Annotated in this window: 18 protein-coding genes; 5 read left to right on the top strand and 13 right to left on the bottom strand. The window is 34.9% G+C overall.

The window, feature by feature from the left end:
* Positions 1-8 precede the first annotated feature (8 nt).
* From QZ136_RS01865 to QZ136_RS01855, 3 genes are read right to left on the bottom strand one after another with little or no spacing between them, the layout of a single operon-like run.
* Positions 9-812, bottom strand: coding sequence for a phosphatidate cytidylyltransferase (locus QZ136_RS01865; RefSeq protein WP_291399701.1), 804 nt, complete (start codon positions 810-812; stop codon positions 9-11).
* A complete protein-coding gene (locus tag QZ136_RS01860; protein WP_291399699.1) occupies positions 813-1,016 on the bottom strand; it encodes a DUF2007 domain-containing protein in 204 nt (67 codons plus the stop codon).
* Complete coding sequence (locus QZ136_RS01855; RefSeq protein WP_291399697.1) at positions 997-1,938, bottom strand: CPBP family intramembrane glutamic endopeptidase; 942 nt, start codon at positions 1,936-1,938, stop codon at positions 997-999. Before QZ136_RS01855 ends, QZ136_RS01860 begins: the two co-directional genes overlap by 20 nt.
* 77 nt (positions 1,939-2,015) lie before the next feature.
* Here QZ136_RS01855 and dusB point away from each other — a divergent pair, with 77 nt between their 5' ends.
* Positions 2,016-3,008, top strand: coding sequence for a tRNA dihydrouridine synthase DusB (gene dusB, locus QZ136_RS01850; protein WP_291399695.1), 993 nt, complete (start codon positions 2,016-2,018; stop codon positions 3,006-3,008).
* Between the two features lie 26 nt (positions 3,009-3,034).
* Positions 3,035-3,421: a Co2+/Mg2+ efflux protein ApaG gene (apaG, locus tag QZ136_RS01845; RefSeq protein ID WP_291399766.1), complete on the top strand. Its 387-nt coding sequence runs from the start codon at positions 3,035-3,037 to the stop codon at positions 3,419-3,421.
* A gap of 67 nt (positions 3,422-3,488) precedes the next feature.
* Here apaG and QZ136_RS01840 read toward each other — a convergent pair whose 3' ends face one another.
* Positions 3,489-4,178: a zinc metallopeptidase gene (locus QZ136_RS01840; RefSeq protein ID WP_291399693.1), complete on the bottom strand. Its 690-nt coding sequence runs from the start codon at positions 4,176-4,178 to the stop codon at positions 3,489-3,491.
* A gap of 393 nt (positions 4,179-4,571) precedes the next feature.
* On the opposite strand from QZ136_RS01840, the gene rmuC reads away from it, so the two are divergent.
* Positions 4,572-5,888, top strand: coding sequence for a DNA recombination protein RmuC (gene rmuC, locus QZ136_RS01835; RefSeq protein ID WP_291399691.1), 1,317 nt, complete (start codon positions 4,572-4,574; stop codon positions 5,886-5,888).
* Positions 5,889-6,347: 459 nt separating this feature from the next.
* On the opposite strand, the gene QZ136_RS01830 is transcribed toward rmuC, so the two are convergent.
* From QZ136_RS01830 to nadA, 7 genes are all read right to left on the bottom strand, one after another.
* Complete coding sequence (locus tag QZ136_RS01830) at positions 6,348-6,647, bottom strand: HigA family addiction module antitoxin (protein ID WP_291399687.1); 300 nt, start codon at positions 6,645-6,647, stop codon at positions 6,348-6,350.
* 9 nt (positions 6,648-6,656) lie between these two features.
* A complete protein-coding gene (locus tag QZ136_RS01825) occupies positions 6,657-6,938 on the bottom strand; it encodes a type II toxin-antitoxin system RelE/ParE family toxin (RefSeq protein ID WP_291399682.1) in 282 nt (93 codons plus the stop codon).
* 571 nt (positions 6,939-7,509) lie between these two features.
* Positions 7,510-8,967 (bottom strand): alpha-L-fucosidase, encoded by a 1,458-nt coding sequence (locus QZ136_RS01820; RefSeq protein ID WP_291399680.1) that lies wholly within the window; start codon positions 8,965-8,967, stop codon positions 7,510-7,512.
* Positions 8,968-9,024: 57 nt separating this feature from the next.
* Positions 9,025-10,074: a thiamine-phosphate kinase gene (gene thiL, locus QZ136_RS01815; protein ID WP_291399677.1), complete on the bottom strand. Its 1,050-nt coding sequence runs from the start codon at positions 10,072-10,074 to the stop codon at positions 9,025-9,027.
* Between the two features lie 54 nt (positions 10,075-10,128).
* Positions 10,129-10,848 (bottom strand): L,D-transpeptidase family protein, encoded by a 720-nt coding sequence (locus QZ136_RS01810; RefSeq protein ID WP_291399675.1) that lies wholly within the window; start codon positions 10,846-10,848, stop codon positions 10,129-10,131.
* 6 nt (positions 10,849-10,854) lie between these two features.
* Positions 10,855-12,090: a dicarboxylate/amino acid:cation symporter gene (locus QZ136_RS01805; RefSeq protein ID WP_291399673.1), complete on the bottom strand. Its 1,236-nt coding sequence runs from the start codon at positions 12,088-12,090 to the stop codon at positions 10,855-10,857.
* A 3-nt stretch (positions 12,091-12,093) separates the two neighbouring features.
* On the bottom strand, positions 12,094-13,086 hold the full coding sequence (gene nadA, locus QZ136_RS01800; RefSeq protein ID WP_291399671.1) for a quinolinate synthase NadA: 993 nt from the start codon (positions 13,084-13,086) through the stop codon (positions 12,094-12,096).
* 407 nt (positions 13,087-13,493) lie between these two features.
* Between nadA and nadB the strand changes: the two genes are divergently transcribed.
* Both nadB and QZ136_RS01790 read left to right on the top strand, forming a co-directional pair.
* Positions 13,494-15,083, top strand: a complete 1,590-nt coding sequence (gene nadB / locus QZ136_RS01795) for an L-aspartate oxidase (protein WP_291399669.1) — start codon at positions 13,494-13,496, stop codon at positions 15,081-15,083.
* A gap of 9 nt (positions 15,084-15,092) precedes the next feature.
* Positions 15,093-15,614 (top strand): gamma carbonic anhydrase family protein, encoded by a 522-nt coding sequence (locus QZ136_RS01790; RefSeq protein ID WP_291399667.1) that lies wholly within the window; start codon positions 15,093-15,095, stop codon positions 15,612-15,614.
* Here the strand turns inward: QZ136_RS01790 and QZ136_RS01785 are convergent.
* Entirely contained in the window at positions 15,595-17,193 is a 1,599-nt protein-coding gene (locus QZ136_RS01785) for an Ig-like domain-containing domain (protein ID WP_291399665.1), read from the bottom strand. The genes QZ136_RS01790 and QZ136_RS01785 overlap by 20 nt on opposite strands.
* A 168-nt stretch (positions 17,194-17,361) precedes the next feature.
* Complete coding sequence (gene mnmG / locus QZ136_RS01780) at positions 17,362-19,224, bottom strand: tRNA uridine-5-carboxymethylaminomethyl(34) synthesis enzyme MnmG (RefSeq protein ID WP_291399663.1); 1,863 nt, start codon at positions 19,222-19,224, stop codon at positions 17,362-17,364.
* Positions 19,225-19,318 lie beyond the last annotated feature (94 nt).

Genomic DNA, 19,318 nt, shown 5'->3' with positions numbered 1-19,318 from the left:
TTGAAATCTTACAGACTAATTAATTGTAAATAAAAATAAACCAAGGGGGCGGCAATCAATAAACCGTCAAAACGGTCTAAAAATCCTCCATGGCCCGGCAAAAAGGTTCCAGAATCTTTAGTTGACAGACTACGCTTCAGCATAGATTCGGATAAATCGCCCAAGGTACCGGTAACAGCAATAATTGAGGCGATAACTAACCAATTAACGAGCGAAAGCTCAGTAAAATAAAGACTCAAAACATAAGCTGCTAATGCGCTACAGATTAATCCACCTACAAAACCCTCCCAACTCTTTTTGGGCGAATGCCTTTCAAAAAGGCGATGTTTCCCAAATTGAACGCCAAAAATATAGGCTCCAGTATCACTTGACCATAGCATCAATAAAAATGCCAATGGATAATGAAATGAATACTGTCCATCACGAAAAGCCATGGCATAAAAAAAACAGAAAGGAATGGCCGCATAAACAAGTCCGAAAAGCGTGTAAGCAATATTATGGAACGGGTTTTTATGATGTTTATATAGTTCTGAAACAATCAGTAAAATGCCAAAAGGGATACAAAAAACTAGATATTTAAAGTCTTGATTAGCTAAAAAATGTGCTATTAAGGGAATGATTATGCTGAGTAAAAACAATAATCCTGTGCTTAAATTAGGCCTTACCTCCTCCGTTTTAACCAGTTTATAAAATTCAAGTGTACACAAAATTGAAATCAGAATAAAAAATAGCGTAAAGGTATTGGCATCCACCAAAACCAATCCTAAAACCACTGCCGCAAAAATAAAACCCGTAATTGCCCTTGTTTTCATTTACAATTCGTTTTCTTTTATGATGCTCTTAGCATTTGCCAAATTGCTCTCATGAATATAAACCTCCACCTCGCCAATACGATATGGAAAACCTTGTTTATTGATAATTATGGCATCAATTTCATGATCAATTAATACCTGCCGAACCAATTCTGATTTAAAAAAATCTGCTGAGGTGTAAACCTTAACCCAATCTGCTTCCATCCGATAATTCTATTTTATTTTCATTTATTTTAACTGTGTAATTATGAAAATACCAAATAAGGCCCACAAAGGCCACGGTACTTGCAATTAAAACTGGCACATTCACCGGATCTGGTTCAAATGCCTGATCAATTGATTTACCTTCTAGCTGTAAAACATAAGCACTCACTGTAGCCATTGCATTATTTAAAAAATGAGCCAAAATGGGAAGCCAAATACTACCACTCCAAACCAATAAATAGCCAAATAAAGCTCCTAAAAACATGCGTGGAAAGAAGCCATAAAATTGAAAATGAATGCTGCTAAATATTATTGCACTTAACCAAATTGCTAAATGATAATTACCTGTCCAGCGCCCCAAAACCTTTTGCAAACATGCTCTAAATATCAATTCTTCGCCTATGGCAGGAATAATAGCCAGCATTAACATATTGACAAGCAAAAGATTAAATGAGTCCATCACCAGAAATTGTTTAGTCATTTGAGTCATTTCAGCCTCTTTCAGCCGCATCCAAGCCTCAATTTCCTTCAACGCCTCCGGTAAAACCATGTTTTTATTTGTTTCGTTGATGAATTCCATCAAGGGACTCATACTAAACATAATTGCTATAGTTAAAACAAGCAAAAGGGGATTAACCTTTTTAAAACTCAAAAATCCAAGCCAATTATTACTTTCAGTCTTTGCAAAAATGATTGAAGCCACCACAAACATCCCAAAAGAAGAGAAAATTTGAATAATTCTGAGGATTTCAAGCGAAAAGGCCCCATTAATAGATCCTTGAGTAATAGAATCTACTCCGTAAACTGCAATGGAAATAACAAGGGCTAATATGCTAAAAACAATTGCACAGCCTAGAAACAATAAAAACAATATAAGCAATGACCCTAAAGGATGACGCTCTTCTGACCCTGATTTAAACATGCTAATAATTTATTTGTAATTTTGCATTTACATGAGCTAATAAAATCATGTAAAAATACAAGTTTGAAAGATAGCTAATGTCTGTAAAGATAGGAAATATAGATTTAGGGGAATTCCCACTTTTACTCGCTCCGATGGAGGATGTAAGCGACCCCCCATTCCGTTTTGTTTGTAAACAAAATGGTGCTGATATGATGTACACCGAGTTTATCTCTTCCGAGGGATTAATTCGCGATGCAGCAAAAAGTCGCGCAAAACTCGATATTTTCGAGTATGAACGCCCAATCGGAATACAGATTTTTGGGAGTGAAATTGAAAGCATGAGCGAAGCAACACGTATTGCTACCTTAGCCCAGCCCGATTTAATTGATATAAATTATGGCTGCCCCGTGAAAAATGTGGCCTGCCGTGGTGCTGGAGCAAGCTTACTCCAAGATATCGACCGAATGGTTTTAATGACCAAAGCTGTTGTGGATGCAACACATCTACCGGTTACAGTTAAAACAAGACTCGGTTGGGACGACAATACCAAAAATATTCGTGAAGTTGCTGAACGATTGCAAGATGTTGGTATTCAGGCACTAACAATACATGGTCGTACACGCGCTCAGATGTATAAAGGAGAGGCCGACTGGACATTAATACGTGAAATTAAAAGAAACCCAAGAATAAAAATTCCAATTTTTGGCAATGGTGATGTAAATTCAATTCAAAAAGCTGCCGATTGGCGCATGGAATATGAAATTGATGGCATCATGATTGGCAGAGCAGCCATTGGTTATCCATGGATTTTTAGAGAAATAAAGCACTTTTTTAAAACAGGCGAATATTTAGCGGAACCAACCATTGCCGAAAGGGTAGATGTTTGCAAAACGCACCTAGAGAAATCAATTGCCTGGAAGGGTAATAAAACCGGTATTTTTGAGATGAGAAGGCATTATGCTAATTATTTTAAGGGAATTCCTGATTTTAAAGAATATCGAATGAAATTGGTTTCTCTCGAGAATATTAATGATATTTATTCTGTTCTGGAAGAGATTAATGAGCGTTTTCAGACAGAGGCGGTTTAATTTTATCGTTTATAAAAAATAAGATGATGGTAACCAAGATTACTGAAGGTGTTAAAGTATCGGTAGAAACTATTTACCAGCCGGAATATTCAAATCCGGTGAATGAACATTTCATGTTTGCCTATCGTGTGAAAATTGAAAACATGGGCGACTACACGGTGCAATTAATGAGTCGTAAATGGAGCATTTTTGATTCTAATGGTACAAAACGCCAAGTAGAAGGAGAGGGTGTTGTTGGACAACAGCCCATTATCGAACCTGGAGAAAACCACGAATATGTTTCAGGATGTAATTTAAAAACTGACATTGGAACCATGAAGGGTTCTTATGAAATGATTAGAGTGGTTGACGGACAAAAATTTCAAGTTAAAATCCCCGAATTTCAATTAATAGCACTTTATAAACTGAATTAGAATTTTCCCCATAAAAAAAGCCCCGAACAGATTTTTATCCATTCGAGGCTTTTTATTTTAGAGCAAATTACTCCTCTCTTCTTCCCATTAACATGCTCGCATAATAAACTAAAGTAGCTAATGAACTTAAAGCCGCAACTACATAGGTCATTGCTGCCCACCATAATGCATCTTTAGCTTGATCATTTTCCATCTCAGTTTGCATAATTCCGCGATTAGTTTGCAGCCAAGCTAATGCGCGATTACTTGCATCAAACTCCACCGGCAATGTGATAAAAGCAAACAGGGTAACTACTGCTAAAGCCACAACACCAATGGCAAGGACGGTAATATTACCTGAGAACATTAAAAGCATCACGCCAATCATTAATGCCCACTGCGTAATTTTTGAAGCCACATTTACTGCAGGCACAACAGCAGATCTAAACTTTAACCAGCTATAAGCCTTCGCATGCTGAACCGCATGTCCACATTCGTGAGCGGCAACAGCTGCTGCAGCAACGCTTCTGCCATGGTAAACCTCCGGACTCAAATTTACTGTGCGATCTGCAGGGTTATAGTGATCGGTTAATTGACCTTCCACGGAAATAATCTGCACATCAAATACGCCATTATCCTTTAACATTTTATCTGCGATATCTTTACCACTCATACCCGATAATAAAGGCATTTCGGTGTATTGCTTAAATTTACTTTTGAAACGCCATTGAACTGCAAAACTTACCACAGCAATGACTATCATTAAAATTATTCCCATCGTTTTTGTTTTTTAATAAATATCTGTCAAAAATTATTCCGAATAAAAATAATCACAAAAAATTAAGCTTCAAGAAGATTTTTAAGATGTTTTATGAGTTTTGGAAGGCAATAACCACCATAACAGGAAAAAAGCAAAATACAATTTATAAGCTAATTGCCTTAAAAAGGCATTTTTTATGGGTTTTAATTAACCAAACTGACATTTATGCAGGTTGAAATGTTAAAATTACAGATTTACGATTTTGAAATAATTTACATGCTATCAACAATCTTTCTTGTGTAAATACTCCATTCAGCAAGCATTTTCTATTAAAAAAACTCATTTAAAATGATTTGATAATTATTAAAAGCACAGATCAAAAAATATCTATTTTTGATAAAATTCATCAAAATGGAACTCTACATAATCTTATCTGGCTTTTTTATTGCCATTTTACTCTTTTTATATTTCAGAACTAAATCGAACTCGGGCGGTATTAGTCAGGACGTATTAGATGAGTTAAAAATCAATAAAGCTAAAGCAGAAGAACGTGCCGAAAACCTCAAAATAGAGTTATCATCGCTTAAAAATGAATTAGATATCACACGTGAGCGACTTAATGAAACGGTTAAGGATTTAGAAAGTTCACGCTCTTACTTAAAAGCGCAACAAGAGAAAATTGATGAACAGAAGGAGGAGATTAGAAATAATCAAGAGAAATTCAATAAAGATTTTGAGTTAATTGCTAACCGAATTTTGGATGAAAAAACGAAAAAGTTCACCGAAGAAAATCGCCAAAATCTAGATATCATTTTGAACCCTTTCAAGGAGAATATTAAAGCTTTTGAAGAAAAAGTGGAGAAGGTTTACAAGGCAGAATCGGATGAAAGAAATGTGTTAAAAGGCCATATCAATCAATTGATTGAGCAATCGAATCTTATGAACTTGGAGACTAAAAACCTCACCAATGCCCTAAAAGGCGATAATAAGAAACAAGGGAATTGGGGTGAGATGATTTTAGAAAGGGTTTTGGAAAGATCGGGCTTGGTGAAGGACCGCGAATATAGGACACAGGCTACACATCAATCTTCCGAGGGACAAAACTTTCAGCCAGATGTCATTATTGACCTTCCCGACGAGAAGCATCTCATCATCGATGCAAAAGTATCATTAATTGCCTATGAGCGATTGGTAAATTGTGAGAGCGAAGAGGAACGTGAAATATATACCAAACAACATATTGCATCAATCAGAGGGCATATTCAAGGATTATCTTCTAAGAATTATAGTGAGCTCTATAAAATAAACTCACCCGACTTTGTTATGCTATTTATTCCCATCGAATCCTCTTTTGGTATTGCGGTGCAAAAAGATGCGGACCTATTCAATTTTGCTTGGGATAAACGCGTAGTTATTGTGAGTCCATCTACACTTTTAGCCACACTACGTACCATTGCCAGTATGTGGAAGCAGGAACGCCAAAACCGGAATGTGATGGAAATTGCGCGTCTAAGTGGCGAAATGTATGATAAATTTATTGGCTTTATGACCGATATGGAGGGTATCGGTAAAAACATCCGACTAAGTCAGGATGCTTATGAAAAAGCTTTGAACAAATTATCCAGCGGTAGAGGTAATCTTAGCATAACCGCCGAAAAAATTAAGAAACTGGGAGCTAAAACTGGGAAACAACTGGATCAGAAGTTTATTGGAGAAGATGAAGAATAGATGGCTTAATACTAATCAAGCTGAGGGAAAAAGCATAACGCCTAAAATCCTAGTTCATTTTACTTAGGTCTTAAAATCGACACTATAAAAGCTATATTAAATCATTTAGCAGGATTAGCTTGCACTGTCCTTGCACCACCTTTCTTCCGCCTTGGCTGGTGCGGCAATGATTTACCCTGCCCAAGCACTGCCTTTCATAGCATCAGACGCAGCGGTGGCTTTTTGTTTCTTTTCAGCTACAGGAAAAGAAATAGGCCCCCGCGGCTATGAGCGGAAACGTAATCTTACCGCAAACATGCTATAAAAAAACTACGAATGTCCCTCACCTGCTCAAGGGCAGGTTACGGGATGACAGTTTAACAGCTGCACGTGTCATCCCAAACGAAGTGAGGGAACTAAGTAAATAAAATCAGAATTTTTCTAAGAACTACTAAGGTCCCTCACCTGCTGAGGGAAAAATCATAACGCTTTTCCCTCTATGGGTTTAATCTCTTCTAACTCATTCGCTTTTTGAATTTTTTCTTCCTCAAGATCATAATCATCCTGAAGTCCCAACCAAAATTTTGCGCTAGTTCCAAAGTATTTGGAAAAACGTAATGCAGTATCAGCAGTAATTCTTCTTTTACCTTTTACAATTTCCGAAATTCGTGTTTGTGGGATAAATGTTTCCTTCGCTAAACGATAAGCAGAAATTTCCATTGGGATTAGAAATTCTTCCAATAGAATTTCACCAGGGTGGATGTTTTTAATGGTAGTCATATCTTTTTATTAATGGTAGTCAACAATCTCAACATCGTAAGAATCATTATTAAGCCAACGAAAAATAATTCTCCATTGATTATTAATTCTAATACTATAATATTCTTGAAGCTTTGCTTTTAATTTTTCCAATCTATTTGCTGGTGGAATTATTAAATCATTGACATCCTGAGCATTATTAAGCATTCTTAATTTTCTCCGTGCAATATCTTGTATCTCATATGGCAATTTTTTAGAACGAATTCCAGTCCAAATTTTTTCACTTTCCTTATCGCCAAAAGTTTTTATCATTAATACCGTATTGCGTTACTAACGTTAAAAGTAAGTATATGTTTTATATTGAACAAATCTTTTTGGGGATAGATTATTAAAGGATATCGGATGGTTGATGTATAATGAGGTATGTTTTATAGAAGAGTCTGGAGAACCTAACTATTTCTTAATCCTTAGAGACGCTGGGGCTTAAACTGTACAACAGCCTTTCTGTTAAATAGAAAATCAATTTTGATAATCGATGGAAAAGTACGGACTGTGTGGGGCTGGTACGGACAACACCGACCAGAGGAAGCTTGAAAAATAATTTTTCTTAATTTCTTAATGGTTTCATTGAATTTGAAAAGGACAGGTCGCGACCTGTCCCTACGTGTATAAATTATAAACATTAAGGAATTAAGGTTTATTAAGGAAACTATACAACAGCCTTTCTGTTGTGACAGAAAACCAATTTTTGTAATCAATAGAAACTCTATGGTCCGGCAGAGGACAGGCAGGGAAAATGAGATTGCTTTGCTGAGCGCGCAATGACAGGTACTAAAAAATCCCCACTCTTTTGAAGCGGGGATTAAATTCAATTTTTTAAAAATTAATAAACCTCCAAATTTGAAATTACTGGAGATGCTTTTGAATCTTCAATACTTACTCTAATTTTTGAGGTTTGAACTGGATCAATTTTAAAAATACGCTTATAACCTATAGTGGTTCCATTAGCTACATTTGTCCATTTTCCATCTTTCCACACCTCAACAGAGAACTTTTTTACACGTTGTCCCAGTTTAATGTATTCTTGAAGTGTTACATATTTAACTGTTGAAACTTTTCCTAGGTCCACCTCAAAACTTCCTGTTAACTGTCCGTCGTTTGTTGCCCAATAAGTTTCCTTATTGCCATCGGTAAGGTTTTTAGCTGCAAATTGAGCTGAATTTCCTCTAAATGAATCGGCTTTAACTTTTGCTTTAAGCGCTATATTTTTAGAAAATTCGGTATCTAATAGTTTTTTATATCCACGCAAAGATTCTACATCCTTCTCATGGAAAAGTCCGCGTTGATCTGGTGGAATATTCAATAATAAAGTCGATCCTCTTCCTACCGAAGTCAGGTAAATATCAAAAAGCTGTTCTGCGGTTTTTACTTTAGCATCTTCATTGGCATGGTAAAACCATCCCGGTCTGATTGACACATCTACCTCGGCAGGGATCCATCTTTTTCCGTCAATAGATCCTGTATTTAACAAATCGGTAATTCCTGCTTTTCCAGCGTATAAAGTATCAGTAGAAATGGTATTCCAATTGGTTAAGCCCGCAATTCCGCGCTCATTTCCAACCCATCTTACTCCGGGACCAGAGTCGCTAAACACTAGAACGTCTTTTTGGATAGAATTAACGATTTCGAGGGTCTTAGGCCAGTTATAATAGCTTTTTGAATCGATTTTTCGCGTTTCGCGAAATCCACCATAGTACCCATCACCGCCATTTGCACCATCAAACCATAATTCGAAAATCGGTCCGTAATTAGTGAAAAGCTCCTTTATTTGATTTCTATAATACTCTATATAAGCAGGTTTGCCATATTCGGCATGGTTTCTATCCCATGGAGAAAGATAAACGCCAAATTTTAAACCGTATTTTTTTACAGCATCAGCTGTTTCTTTAACTACATCGCCCTTTCCATCCTTGTAAGGACTATTTTTTACGGAATGTTCGGTGTATTTACTTGGCCATAAACAAAAGCCATCGTGATGTTTAGTGGTTAAAATCAGTGTTTTAAAACCAGTTTCTTTTAATGTTTTTGCCCATTGTTCGGTATCAAGAGCTGTGGGATTAAAGGTGCTTAATTTTTCATCGCCAAAGCCCCATTCCAAACCAGTAAAAGTATTGGTAGTGAAGTGTACAAAAGCATTGGTTTCCATTTCATGCCATTCCATTTGCATTTTATCTGGAATGGGGTAGACTGGCGCCGGTGCCTTGCTATTGTTTGTTTGAGAATTCGCACTTATTGATGTTGCAAATAAGGCTAAAATTAAAAAGAGTGATTTTTTATTCATGGGATAAAACATATTTAAAATAAATATAGTTTTTTATAGCCCAAAAGAAAAAATATTCTATTCTTGATTTCCTTTTAAAGAGTTCCAGCCCTGTGCTTGAATTGGATGTACTTTTTGCGATTTTGAAATTAAATTACATCCCGCAGAAGCTTCTGTAACATGCCCAATAATAGAAATGTCGGGATTGTTTTTAATTTTTTCAAAATCAGACTGTTTGATAGTGAAGAGCAATTCATAATCCTCACCACCATTTAAGGCACAAACCGTTGGATCGATACCAAAATCACGTGCGGTATCATAAGTCATTGGGTCGATGGGAATTTTTTCTTCGTATAAATTACATCCCTTATTTGATTGCTTGCAGATATGCAGAATTTCGGAAGCTAAACCATCCGAAACATCAATCATGGAGCTAGGCTTGATTTTCATCAATTTTAAGGATTCAATGATATCTTTCCTCGCTTCCGGCTTTAACTGACGTTCAACGATATAATCTTTACCCTCTAAATCTGGTTGAATATTTGGGTTTTCTAAAAAGATATTTTTTTCTCTTTCCAGCAATTGTAAGCCGATATAAGCACCACCCAAATCGCCAGAAACACAAATTAAATCTCCTTCATTAGCAGTATTTCTATAGCAAATATCTTTTTCATCTGCTGTACCGATACTCGTTACACTAATAACTAAACCCTGTTTTGAAGAGCTGGTATCGCCACCCACCAAATCAATACCATATTTTTCACAAGCAATACTAATTCCCTGATATAATTCTTCAATAGCCTCTAGCGGAAATTTGCTCGATAAGCCAATAGAAACAGTGATTTGGTGTGCCATACCATTCATGGCATAAATATCGCTTAGATTGACTTGTACGGCCTTGTAGCCTAAATGTTTTAAAGGGGTATAGGCTAAGTCGAAATGAATGCCTTCCAATAAAAGATCGGTTGAAATTAAAGTTTTTTTGTCCTCAAAATTTAAAACTGCAGCATCGTCACCAATTCCCTTGATGGTGCTTTTATTACTGATGGCGAAATTTTTTGTAAGATGATCAATTAAGCCAAATTCGCCTAATTGTTCAATTTCCGTACGTCCCTTATTTTCAAACATGCTAATTATTTAGTTACAAAGGTGCTAATTTTTAAGGCAAGACCGATGAAGGAATTATGGTAATTTATAAAAACGCTTCATTTTTTCATATTCGGCAAGTGGCGCTTGAACTAAAATTGGATTTTTATTCTTATCAAGGAAATTTATCAATTTTAAAATATCACCCTCTTTCATAGCGGTGCAACCGGCTGTGGGACTATTGCTTCCGCTCCAAATGTGCATAAAAATGCAGGATCCTGCCTGTGCCTTTGCAGGATTCACATTATAATCCACAAATATTCCGAATTTATAGGCATCACTTTTCATGAGCATGGTTTCTGCCGAATCCCAATCTTTTTTTAAAGTATCAGTACTTACTATTTGATTGTAATAAACCGATTTTGAATCATCTACACAGAAAGTCCGCTCATTAATTTTCAAAGAATTCATCTTCGATTTAATGTCTTGATATCCGAATAGTCCACTAAGCCGAAAAATTCCAGCCGGCGATTTACCATCACCTTCTTTCTTCAATATTCCGGAATTTAACTCATCCTTGTGTAAACCATTTGCCCAGGCCATTCCTGTTCTTCCGGTAACAATTGGAATATCGTTCATCACTAAATTCCACCGCCCATTTTCATATTCATAAACAGCCATTTTACCTTCAATTTTATTCCAGCTATCACTTGTTACAACAATAAGTTGGGAAGTTTCAAATTTTAGATTTAAATCTTCCGGCTGATTAAATAAAAACAGGGCTAGTAATACAGAAATGAAAGAAAATGGATTCATATTTTATTAAAATGCGTTTTTTAACCAATTTTTACCTTCCGAAAATCTGGTAATTAGCATAGCCGAAACGGTATCACCGGTCGCGTTTAAAAGGGTAGCCATGGGATCAACTAAAGTTCCGATAATCATCACCACGGGAAGCATCTCTACCGGGAAACCATAAACGGTCATGATCATGATTTCTGCAATGTATCCGCCATTGGGAATTCCGCCTTCAACCACACTTAGAATAATAGTTAAACCCAATGCTATCAAAATAGTTTCAGGATTCATAAAATCTTTACCCATAATGGCAAAAACGGCCGCAATTTTAATAATTGCCGAGATGCTGGATCCATCTTTATGAAGCGGAGCACCCAAAGGAATAGCTAAATTGGCAATATGATCCGGGATTTTCATAGCCCGCGCAGCGGTCAAATTTGAGGGAATAGTAGCAATACTGCTGCAGGTGCTCAAAGATGTAAAAGATGGGATTATATTGTTCTTCCAATAGATTTTTATAGCCGGAATACCCCCAGCGATATATGCAAATAGAGAATAAAAAACAGCAAAATAAAATAGACTTAATCCGTAGTAAATAGCCATTGAATGACCGTAAGTACCGAAAAGCTGTGGACCGAAAACACCTATTTGATAGGCAAAATAGGCTCCGAGACCAATTGGAGCAATTTTCATGATTAAAATCAATAATTGCTTCATTACCTCATCTCCGGCAAGGAGAAATTTTTTGAAAGCTTCACCAGACTCACCCGCACGAGAAGTAGCAAATCCCACAAGCAAAGAAAAAATAATAAAAGCCAACATGCTTTTGCGAGAGAGTAATTCGTAAAATTCATTTACAGTTAGTAAACTCGTTGCTTGTTGTCCCCAATTTTGACTTTTAATCTCCTCAACAATTGGAGCACTAGATTCAAGGGTTTGAGGCAATGGAAATAACCAAACAGCTAAAACAGTTAAAGCAGCTGATATTAAAACTGTTCCAATAAAAACGAAAAGGGTAATAATCATCAGTTTACCCATTTTTTTACTTCTGTCAATATTGGCAACAGATGAAGAAATTGCGAAAAAAATGAGGGGAATTACAGCGGTAAAAAGAAGGTTCAAAAAGATATCACCAAGAGGTTTAAGTACCTCTACTTTTTTACCCAATATTAAACCTAATAGGGTTCCAATACTAATTCCGATCAGTAATTTGATAATACTGCCATAATTCTTTAAAAATCCAGCTGATTGTTCAGTCATAAATTATAAACCAAGTTTTGCGGAAATCTCCAGCATTTTTTCAATGGGTTTTTGCGCTTGTAAAATAATATCCATAGGAACATTAACCTCTGGGAGTTCATTTTTCATGCATAAATATAACTTTTCTAAAGTATTTCTTTTCATATGCGGACAATCATTGCAAGCACAAGAATTATTCGGTGGAGCAGGTATAAAGGTTTTATTCGGACTCGCCTTTTCCATTTGGTGGATAATTCCACTTTCTGTTGCTACAATAAATTCATTTGCGGGATTATTGATCGTATATTTCAATAAACCTGTTGTTGAACCAATATAATCCGCCATTTGTAAAATCACATCTTCACATTCTGGATGCGCTATAAATTTGGCTTCTGGATGTCTGCTTTTTAATTTCACAATTCTTTGTTGCGAAAATATCTCATGCACCATACATGCACCATTCCAAAGGACCAAATCTCGGCCTGTTTTCTTTGCCACATAGGCCCCAAGATTTCTATCTGGACCGAATATAATTTTTTGATCTTTTGGTAAGCTTTCCACTATTTGAACTGCATTTGATGAAGTACAAACAATATCACTCATTGCTTTTAATTCTGCCGTGCAATTCACATAAGTTATTACCATGTGATCAGGATATTTTTCTTTAAATTTTGCAAATAATCGTGGCGGACAACTATCTGATAATGAACATCCTGCTTTTAAATCTGGTAATAAAACTTTTTTATTTGGAGATAAAATTTTAGCCGTTTCAGCCATAAAATGAACTCCAGCAAAAACAATTATATCTGCATCTGTTTTAGCGGCTTCCTGAGATAATCCCAAACTATCGCCAATATAATCTGCGATGTCTTGGATATCTGGTTCCTGATAAAAGTGCGCCAATATAACTGCATTTTTCTCTTTTTTTAATCGTTTAATTTCGGCAAATAAATCAAGTGATGGATCAATCAATTCATCTATAAAACCTTTGCTATTTAATTCTTCGAAGGTATTCATTTATCAACTATTCAATAAATACTATTTATTATTTAAATAAGAATCTTATTGTTTATTAGTGTGTTGGTAATGTTTAAAAATTGGATATTTTTTTATCCTTTTTCTTGTTTTTAATTATTTATCAACAACTTCTACACAGACTCTTGATACTATGTATTTGATTATCAGGTATTTTATTTTACCTAATTTTTTTTCATTTATTTATATGTGGATTTTTTTCAATCGTTAAAAAGTGGATTACTTTGTCATAATTGATTAAAACTTATTCAAAAATAAGTTAATTTAACCTTACTCGAACTATTTTTACTCTTCTTTGTTTTTTATTCAACGTGTTTTGCTACTAAATTAACATCTTTGAATAGCTTATTAACATCTTTGTTAATGGCTCTATTCTATTATATTTTCTTATGAGAAATGTCGATTTTCTAGTTGTTGGTTCTGGTATTGCTGGTTTAAGTTTTGCTTTAAAAGCTGCGCAATATGGTAAGGTTCTGATAGTTACAAAGGCAAGTGAAGATGAATCTAATACTAAATATGCCCAAGGTGGTGTAGCAGTTGTTGTGGATAAGGAAGAAGATTCTTTTGATAAACATATTGAAGATACTCTAATTGCTGGTGATGGTTTATGTGATCAAGCTATTGTTGAATTAGTAGTTAAAGAAGGTCCAGAACGAATTGATGAAATTATTAAATATGGTACATCTTTCGATAAGACTAAAAAAGGTGTTTTTGATTTAGCTAAAGAAGGTGGTCACTCTGAAAGTAGGGTTCTACATTATAAGGATATTACTGGTTTAGAGATTGAACGTTCTTTATTGCAACAAATTCACAATAATCCTAATATTGAAATTCTTACACATTACTTTGCTGTTGAATTAATAACACAGCATCATATTGGTGTTTTTGTTGATAAAAATTCTGAAGATATTGAATGCTATGGTATTTATGCCTTGAATACTGCGACGAATAAAGTTGAGAAATTTTTATCTAAAGTAACTTTAATGGCATCGGGAGGTGCTGGACATATTTATTCGAATACTACCAATCCAGTTATTGCTACGGGTGATGGTATTGCTATGGCCTATCGCGCTAAAGCAAAAGTTCGTAATATGGAGTTTATTCAATTTCATCCTACTGCACTTTATAATCCTGGTGAATATCCTTCTTTTTTAATTTCTGAAGCTGTTCGTGGCTTTGGTGGTGTTCTTAAAACAAGGAATGAGCAAGAATTTATGCATTTGTATGATGAGCGTGGTTCTTTAGCTCCACGTGATATTGTAGCTCGTGCTATTGATGCTGAAATGAAAAAATCTGGAGATGATTTTGTGTATTTGGATATCCGTCATCGCTCTAAAGCTGATATTTTATCGCATTTTCCAAATATTTATGCCAAATGTTTAAGTATTGGAATTGATATGACTCATGATTTAATTCCAGTTACTCCTGCAGCGCATTATATGTGTGGTGGTATTATGGTAGATAAAGATGGTAAATCATCTATTCATCGACTTTATGCTTGTGGGGAATGTGCTAGTACTGGTTTACATGGAGCTAATCGTTTGGCTTCTAACTCTTTATTAGAAGCTCCTGTTTTTGCACATCGTATTTTTGAAGATGCAATAAAGGTTTTTAATAGTTATACAATTCCTGAACATATTCCTGAATGGGATGAAACTGATACTAAATTATCTAATGAGGATATTTTGGTTACTCATAATTTACGTGAGACTCAAAAGGTTATGAGTGATTATGTGGGGATAGTTCGCTCCGATTTTAGATTAGATCGTGCCATGCGTCGTTTAGGTTTATTATTTGAAGAAACTGAATCCTTTTATAAAAAGACTACACTTTCTGTTAAGTTATGTGAATTAAGAAATGTGATTCAGAATGCCTATATCGTAGTTAAATCAGCTAAATTGCGTAAAGAGAGTCGTGGTTTACATTTTAATACCGACTATAAATCTCATGCCCAAAAACCACATGATACTGTATTTTAAATTTAAATTATGCCACTAATATTACCAGTTAAAGGAGTTTATCCTACTATCGGAAAGGATTGTTTTTTGGCCGAAAACTCTACTATTGTAGGTGATGTAACTATAGGAAAACATTGTTCTGTATGGTTTAGTGCGGTTATTAGGGGAGATGTAAATTTTATTACTATTGGTGATAATACTAATATTCAGGATGGGGCGGTTATACATTGTACCTATTTAAAAGCCCCAACCATTATTGGCAATAACGTTTCTATTGGTCATAATGCTTTAGTGCATGGCTGTGTACTTCAAGACCATGTACTTATTGGTATGGGAGCTATTGTAATGGATGCTGCAGTAGTTGAAGAGTTTTGTATTATTGCTGCAGGTGCTATAGTTCTAGAAAATATGCGCTGCGAGTCTGGTTTTTTATACGCTGGTATTCCAGCTCGTAAAATTAAATCATTAACTGATGAGCAAATTGCTTTGTTGAAAAAGCTTCCCGAAAACTATAAAATGTATTCTAATTGGTTTATTCCGGATTCGGAATAGTAATTTTTTCTTCTAAATCCCAATTTGGTCGAAGGGTAATTGTTTTTTCAAAATTCCAAGTGTTTTCTGGTTGTATTCCTAATATGACATTACCCGTATCCCATTCCTTATTTTTATTGTAGTCGTATATTACTCTTATTTTATATTTTCCTGTAGGATATCGTGTATAATTTAATACTTGATTTTTACTTATATTATCTTCTTTTAGTACCTTATAATCTTCTGATAACCATTGTATTATGTAATTTTTACTTGTATCTGGAACTGTTATATTTATAGATATGCTTCCATAATTGTCTTCAACATCTAATTCAAATTTTCTGTTATAAACTTTTGATTTATTTCCTCTTATATCTTCTATTGCATTATTGTCTATTTTTAGTTGGTATTGTCTATTAAGTCGCCATGGATATTTTATCGTATAGCCTCTTTGTAGATTTATATCTTCCAATAATGTATAATTTTTTAAGGGAATTGAATCTTCCATTATGCTAATTAGTTTTTCATTTACTGATTTTATTGGTGCCGAGAACTTAATCTTTAATTCTGATCCAGGTCTTAATTTTCCATTACTTGTATTATCGGTAATACCTATTGTTTCTGTGTAGTTATCCTTCTTGTTTCTTCTTAAATTGACTGTATCTAATGCTATGTTGGATGAATTGACTGCCACTTTTATTGAATCAAATGTTAATTCTGGTAGCCAGATTCTTACTGAATCACGTGTATTTGAAAATTCTACTGTTTTTAGATTATTTAGATTTAGTGGTTCTATTATTTCAACAGATGGATCTTTTATTGCTTTATTGAAGGTGAGTAAAATTTTTCCATCTGCTTCTATTTTTCTATCTAGGATTGAAAACTGTTTTGGTACCTCTTTAAAAAGGCTTAATAAAATATCTGTTGTGTCTTTATTTAGTTTAATTGGATTTTTTAGAAAAGCTATTTCTTCTGATCTCCCATTGTAAATCCGATCTCCTCCGCCTTGTTCGTTTAATGCATAAATTCGATAAGTATCCTCTCTTAGGTTCGATAGTTTAAAATTTCCCGCTGTATCAGTTGTTGCAAAAAAGTTTGGCCTTTTTTTACCAAATAAAGAATCCTGACTTATTGGTAAAATAAATACGGTGACCTCTTTTACTTTTTGTTTTGTTAATGAGTTAATTACTTTACCGGATATTGAAAGTGAGTCGATTTCATTTCCTGTTGAAAATACGTAGGTATAGTTTTTCAGAATGTTTCCTTCGTTCACATCTAAAATTGCTTTTCCAAAATTTATGGTATAAGTTGTATTTGGTATTAGTGCTTCTTCAAAATTTATTTCAAGTTTTTCTTTTTTTGCCTTGTATGTTGGTGGGATATCCATACTTGGCGATATACTAATTTCCGTAAACTCATTACTCAATTTTATAAACTCATCGAATTCAATTTCTATTTTTTTGACATTAAAATTTTTTGTCAAATTTTTTGGAAGCTCTTTAATGATTACCGGCTGGATCGTGTCTTTAGGTCCGCCAGTAGGTGCTTGCACACTTGCACAGGATGAAATTAAGAAATTTGATATTATTCCTAATATCACAATGGTTAAACTTAGTGTTCTTTTAAAATTGACCATTTTTAAGCCCCGTATTAAATTTTATTCATTTTTGGACTAATCACTATATCCGCTTCAAGAAAGTGTCTTAGAGCGGCTTATTTAAAGCCCAATAAAAATTACTTAAGTTGTTGTAAATCAGTAATTTATGTATTAACGACTCATATGTACCATTAAAACTGAAATATCTGATGGTGAAACTCCAGAAATTCTTGAAGCTTGACCTAAAGTTCTTGGTTTTATTTTCATCAACTTTTCTCTTGCCTCTTTTGATAAAGATACGAGTTCCCGATAATTGAATTCTGGATTTATTATTTGATCTTCCATTCTTTTCATTTTATCTACGATCTCTAATTCCTTTTCAAAGTAGCTTTCGTACTTTACTTTTATTTCAGCTTGTTCAACAGTTTCAAGATCGTAATTCTTTAAGAGTCCATCGAATATCAGATCTGCTTTTCTTAAATCTTCAAAACCTATTTGTGGTCGTGTAATTAATTGGAACATTTTCATATTTTGTGAGATGCCGGGTGTACCTTGACTTTCCAATATATGATTTACCGCTATCGGTCCGATTGATGTGTTTTTTAAATAGCTTACAATCTTATCAGCATTTGCGATTTTTTGATTTACCTTTTCTAAACGTTCATCACTAATCAATCCCAATTCATGTCCAATTCCGCTAAGTCTGATGTCTGCATTATCTTGTCTCAGTAACAGACGATGTTCTGCTCTTGAGGTAAACATTCTATATGGTTCTTCTGTTCCTTTGGTAACAAGGTCGTCAATTAATACTCCTATATAAGACTCTGCTCTTTTTAAGATTAACTCTTCTTTTTGATTGATTTTTTGATGAGCGTTAATGCCCGCCATAAATCCTTGACATGCCGCTTCTTCATATCCCGTTGTACCATTTATTTGTCCCGCGAAATATAGGTGCTCAATTTTTTTAGTCTCTAATGTTAAGTTCAATTGAGTAGGTGGGAAGAAGTCGTATTCAATAGCATATCCAGGTCTGAACATTTTTGCATTTTCAAAGCCAGGTATTTTTGTGAGTGCTCTATATTGTACATCTTCAGGTAAAGAAGTTGAGAAACCGTTCACATAAATTTCTACTGTATTCCAACCTTCTGGTTCTACAAATATTTGGTGTCTATCGCGCTCAGCGAATCTGTTTATTTTATCTTCAATTGATGGACAGTATCTCGGACCTAAACCTTTTATTCTTCCTGTAAACATTGGAGATTTTTCGAATCCTTCCTTCAATGTTTCATGTACTTCAGCATTCGTATAGGTTATCCAGCAGCATCTTTGTTCGGTAGGAAGTTCCACATCTGTGTATGAAAATCTTCCACGTTTTTCATCTCCCCATTGTTCTTCCATTTTGGAATAATCCAATGAACGACCATCAACACGTGGGGGAGTTCCTGTTTTCATTCTTCCTGCTTCGAAGCCTAACTCGACTAATTGTTCTGTTATACCAGTTGCAGATTTTTCTCCAGTTCTACCACCACCAAATTTTTTTTCTCCCACATGTATTATTCCGTTTAAGAATGTCCCATTGGTTAAAACAACTGCCTTTGATTCGATCTTGATTCCCAAAGATGTTCTTACTCCACAAACCTTATTATCCTCGATAATTAGAGAGGTAGCAGTATCTTGCCAGAAGTCGACATTGGGTGTTTGTTCTAATGCCAATCTCCATTCTTCAGCAAATCTTTTTCTATCGCTTTGTGCTCTTGGGCTCCACATCGCTGGTCCTTTAGAACTATTTAGCATTCGAAACTGTAGTGTTGTTTTGTCTGTGATTATTCCAGAGTATCCACCCATGGCGTCAATCTCACGCACAATTTGTCCTTTCGCTACACCACCCATTGCCGGGTTACAACTCATTTGTGCGATGGTTTCCATATTCATGGTAATGAGCAAAACACTAGAACCAAGGTTAGCCGCTGCCGCCGCTGCCTCGCATCCGGCATGTCCGGCACCTACCACAATTACATCATATTTTTTAAACATAATCTTTGATGTTCCACGTGGAACAATTTAAATTTAATCGTTAAACGTTTCTGTTTTTCTTTAATGTTCCACGTGGAACAATTTATTTTTTTAT

This window comes from Daejeonella sp. (assembly GCF_017495225.1).
Classification (GTDB): Bacteria; Bacteroidota; Bacteroidia; order Sphingobacteriales; family Sphingobacteriaceae; genus Daejeonella.
The sequence above is the reverse complement of the archived record's forward strand: the minus strand, read 5'-3'. Positions and strand labels throughout refer to the sequence as shown.

Excerpts from the sequence above, each read along its gene's own strand:
- QZ136_RS01830 (WP_291399687.1), bottom strand. The coding sequence starts at position 6,647 with ATGACTACCATTAAAAACATCCACCCTGGTGAAATTCTATTGGAAGAA.
- dusB (WP_291399695.1), top strand. The coding sequence starts at position 2,016 with ATGTCTGTAAAGATAGGAAATATAGATTTAGGGGAATTCCCACTTTTA.
- QZ136_RS01825 (WP_291399682.1), bottom strand. The coding sequence starts at position 6,938 with ATGATAAAAACTTTTGGCGATAAGGAAAGTGAAAAAATTTGGACTGGA.
- QZ136_RS01790 (WP_291399667.1), top strand. The coding sequence starts at position 15,093 with ATGCCACTAATATTACCAGTTAAAGGAGTTTATCCTACTATCGGAAAG.
- mnmG (WP_291399663.1), bottom strand. The coding sequence starts at position 19,224 with ATGTTTAAAAAATATGATGTAATTGTGGTAGGTGCCGGACATGCCGGA.
- QZ136_RS01855 (WP_291399697.1), bottom strand. The coding sequence starts at position 1,938 with ATGTTTAAATCAGGGTCAGAAGAGCGTCATCCTTTAGGGTCATTGCTT.
- apaG (WP_291399766.1), top strand. The coding sequence starts at position 3,035 with ATGGTAACCAAGATTACTGAAGGTGTTAAAGTATCGGTAGAAACTATT.
- rmuC (WP_291399691.1), top strand. The coding sequence starts at position 4,572 with ATGGAACTCTACATAATCTTATCTGGCTTTTTTATTGCCATTTTACTC.
- QZ136_RS01820 (WP_291399680.1), bottom strand. The coding sequence starts at position 8,967 with ATGAATAAAAAATCACTCTTTTTAATTTTAGCCTTATTTGCAACATCA.
- QZ136_RS01805 (WP_291399673.1), bottom strand. The coding sequence starts at position 12,090 with ATGACTGAACAATCAGCTGGATTTTTAAAGAATTATGGCAGTATTATC.
- nadA (WP_291399671.1), bottom strand. The coding sequence starts at position 13,086 with ATGAATACCTTCGAAGAATTAAATAGCAAAGGTTTTATAGATGAATTG.
- QZ136_RS01860 (WP_291399699.1), bottom strand. The coding sequence starts at position 1,016 with ATGGAAGCAGATTGGGTTAAGGTTTACACCTCAGCAGATTTTTTTAAA.
- QZ136_RS01865 (WP_291399701.1), bottom strand. The coding sequence starts at position 812 with ATGAAAACAAGGGCAATTACGGGTTTTATTTTTGCGGCAGTGGTTTTA.
- QZ136_RS01810 (WP_291399675.1), bottom strand. The coding sequence starts at position 10,848 with ATGAATCCATTTTCTTTCATTTCTGTATTACTAGCCCTGTTTTTATTT.
- thiL (WP_291399677.1), bottom strand. The coding sequence starts at position 10,074 with ATGTTTGAAAATAAGGGACGTACGGAAATTGAACAATTAGGCGAATTT.
- nadB (WP_291399669.1), top strand. The coding sequence starts at position 13,494 with ATGAGAAATGTCGATTTTCTAGTTGTTGGTTCTGGTATTGCTGGTTTA.
- QZ136_RS01840 (WP_291399693.1), bottom strand. The coding sequence starts at position 4,178 with ATGGGAATAATTTTAATGATAGTCATTGCTGTGGTAAGTTTTGCAGTT.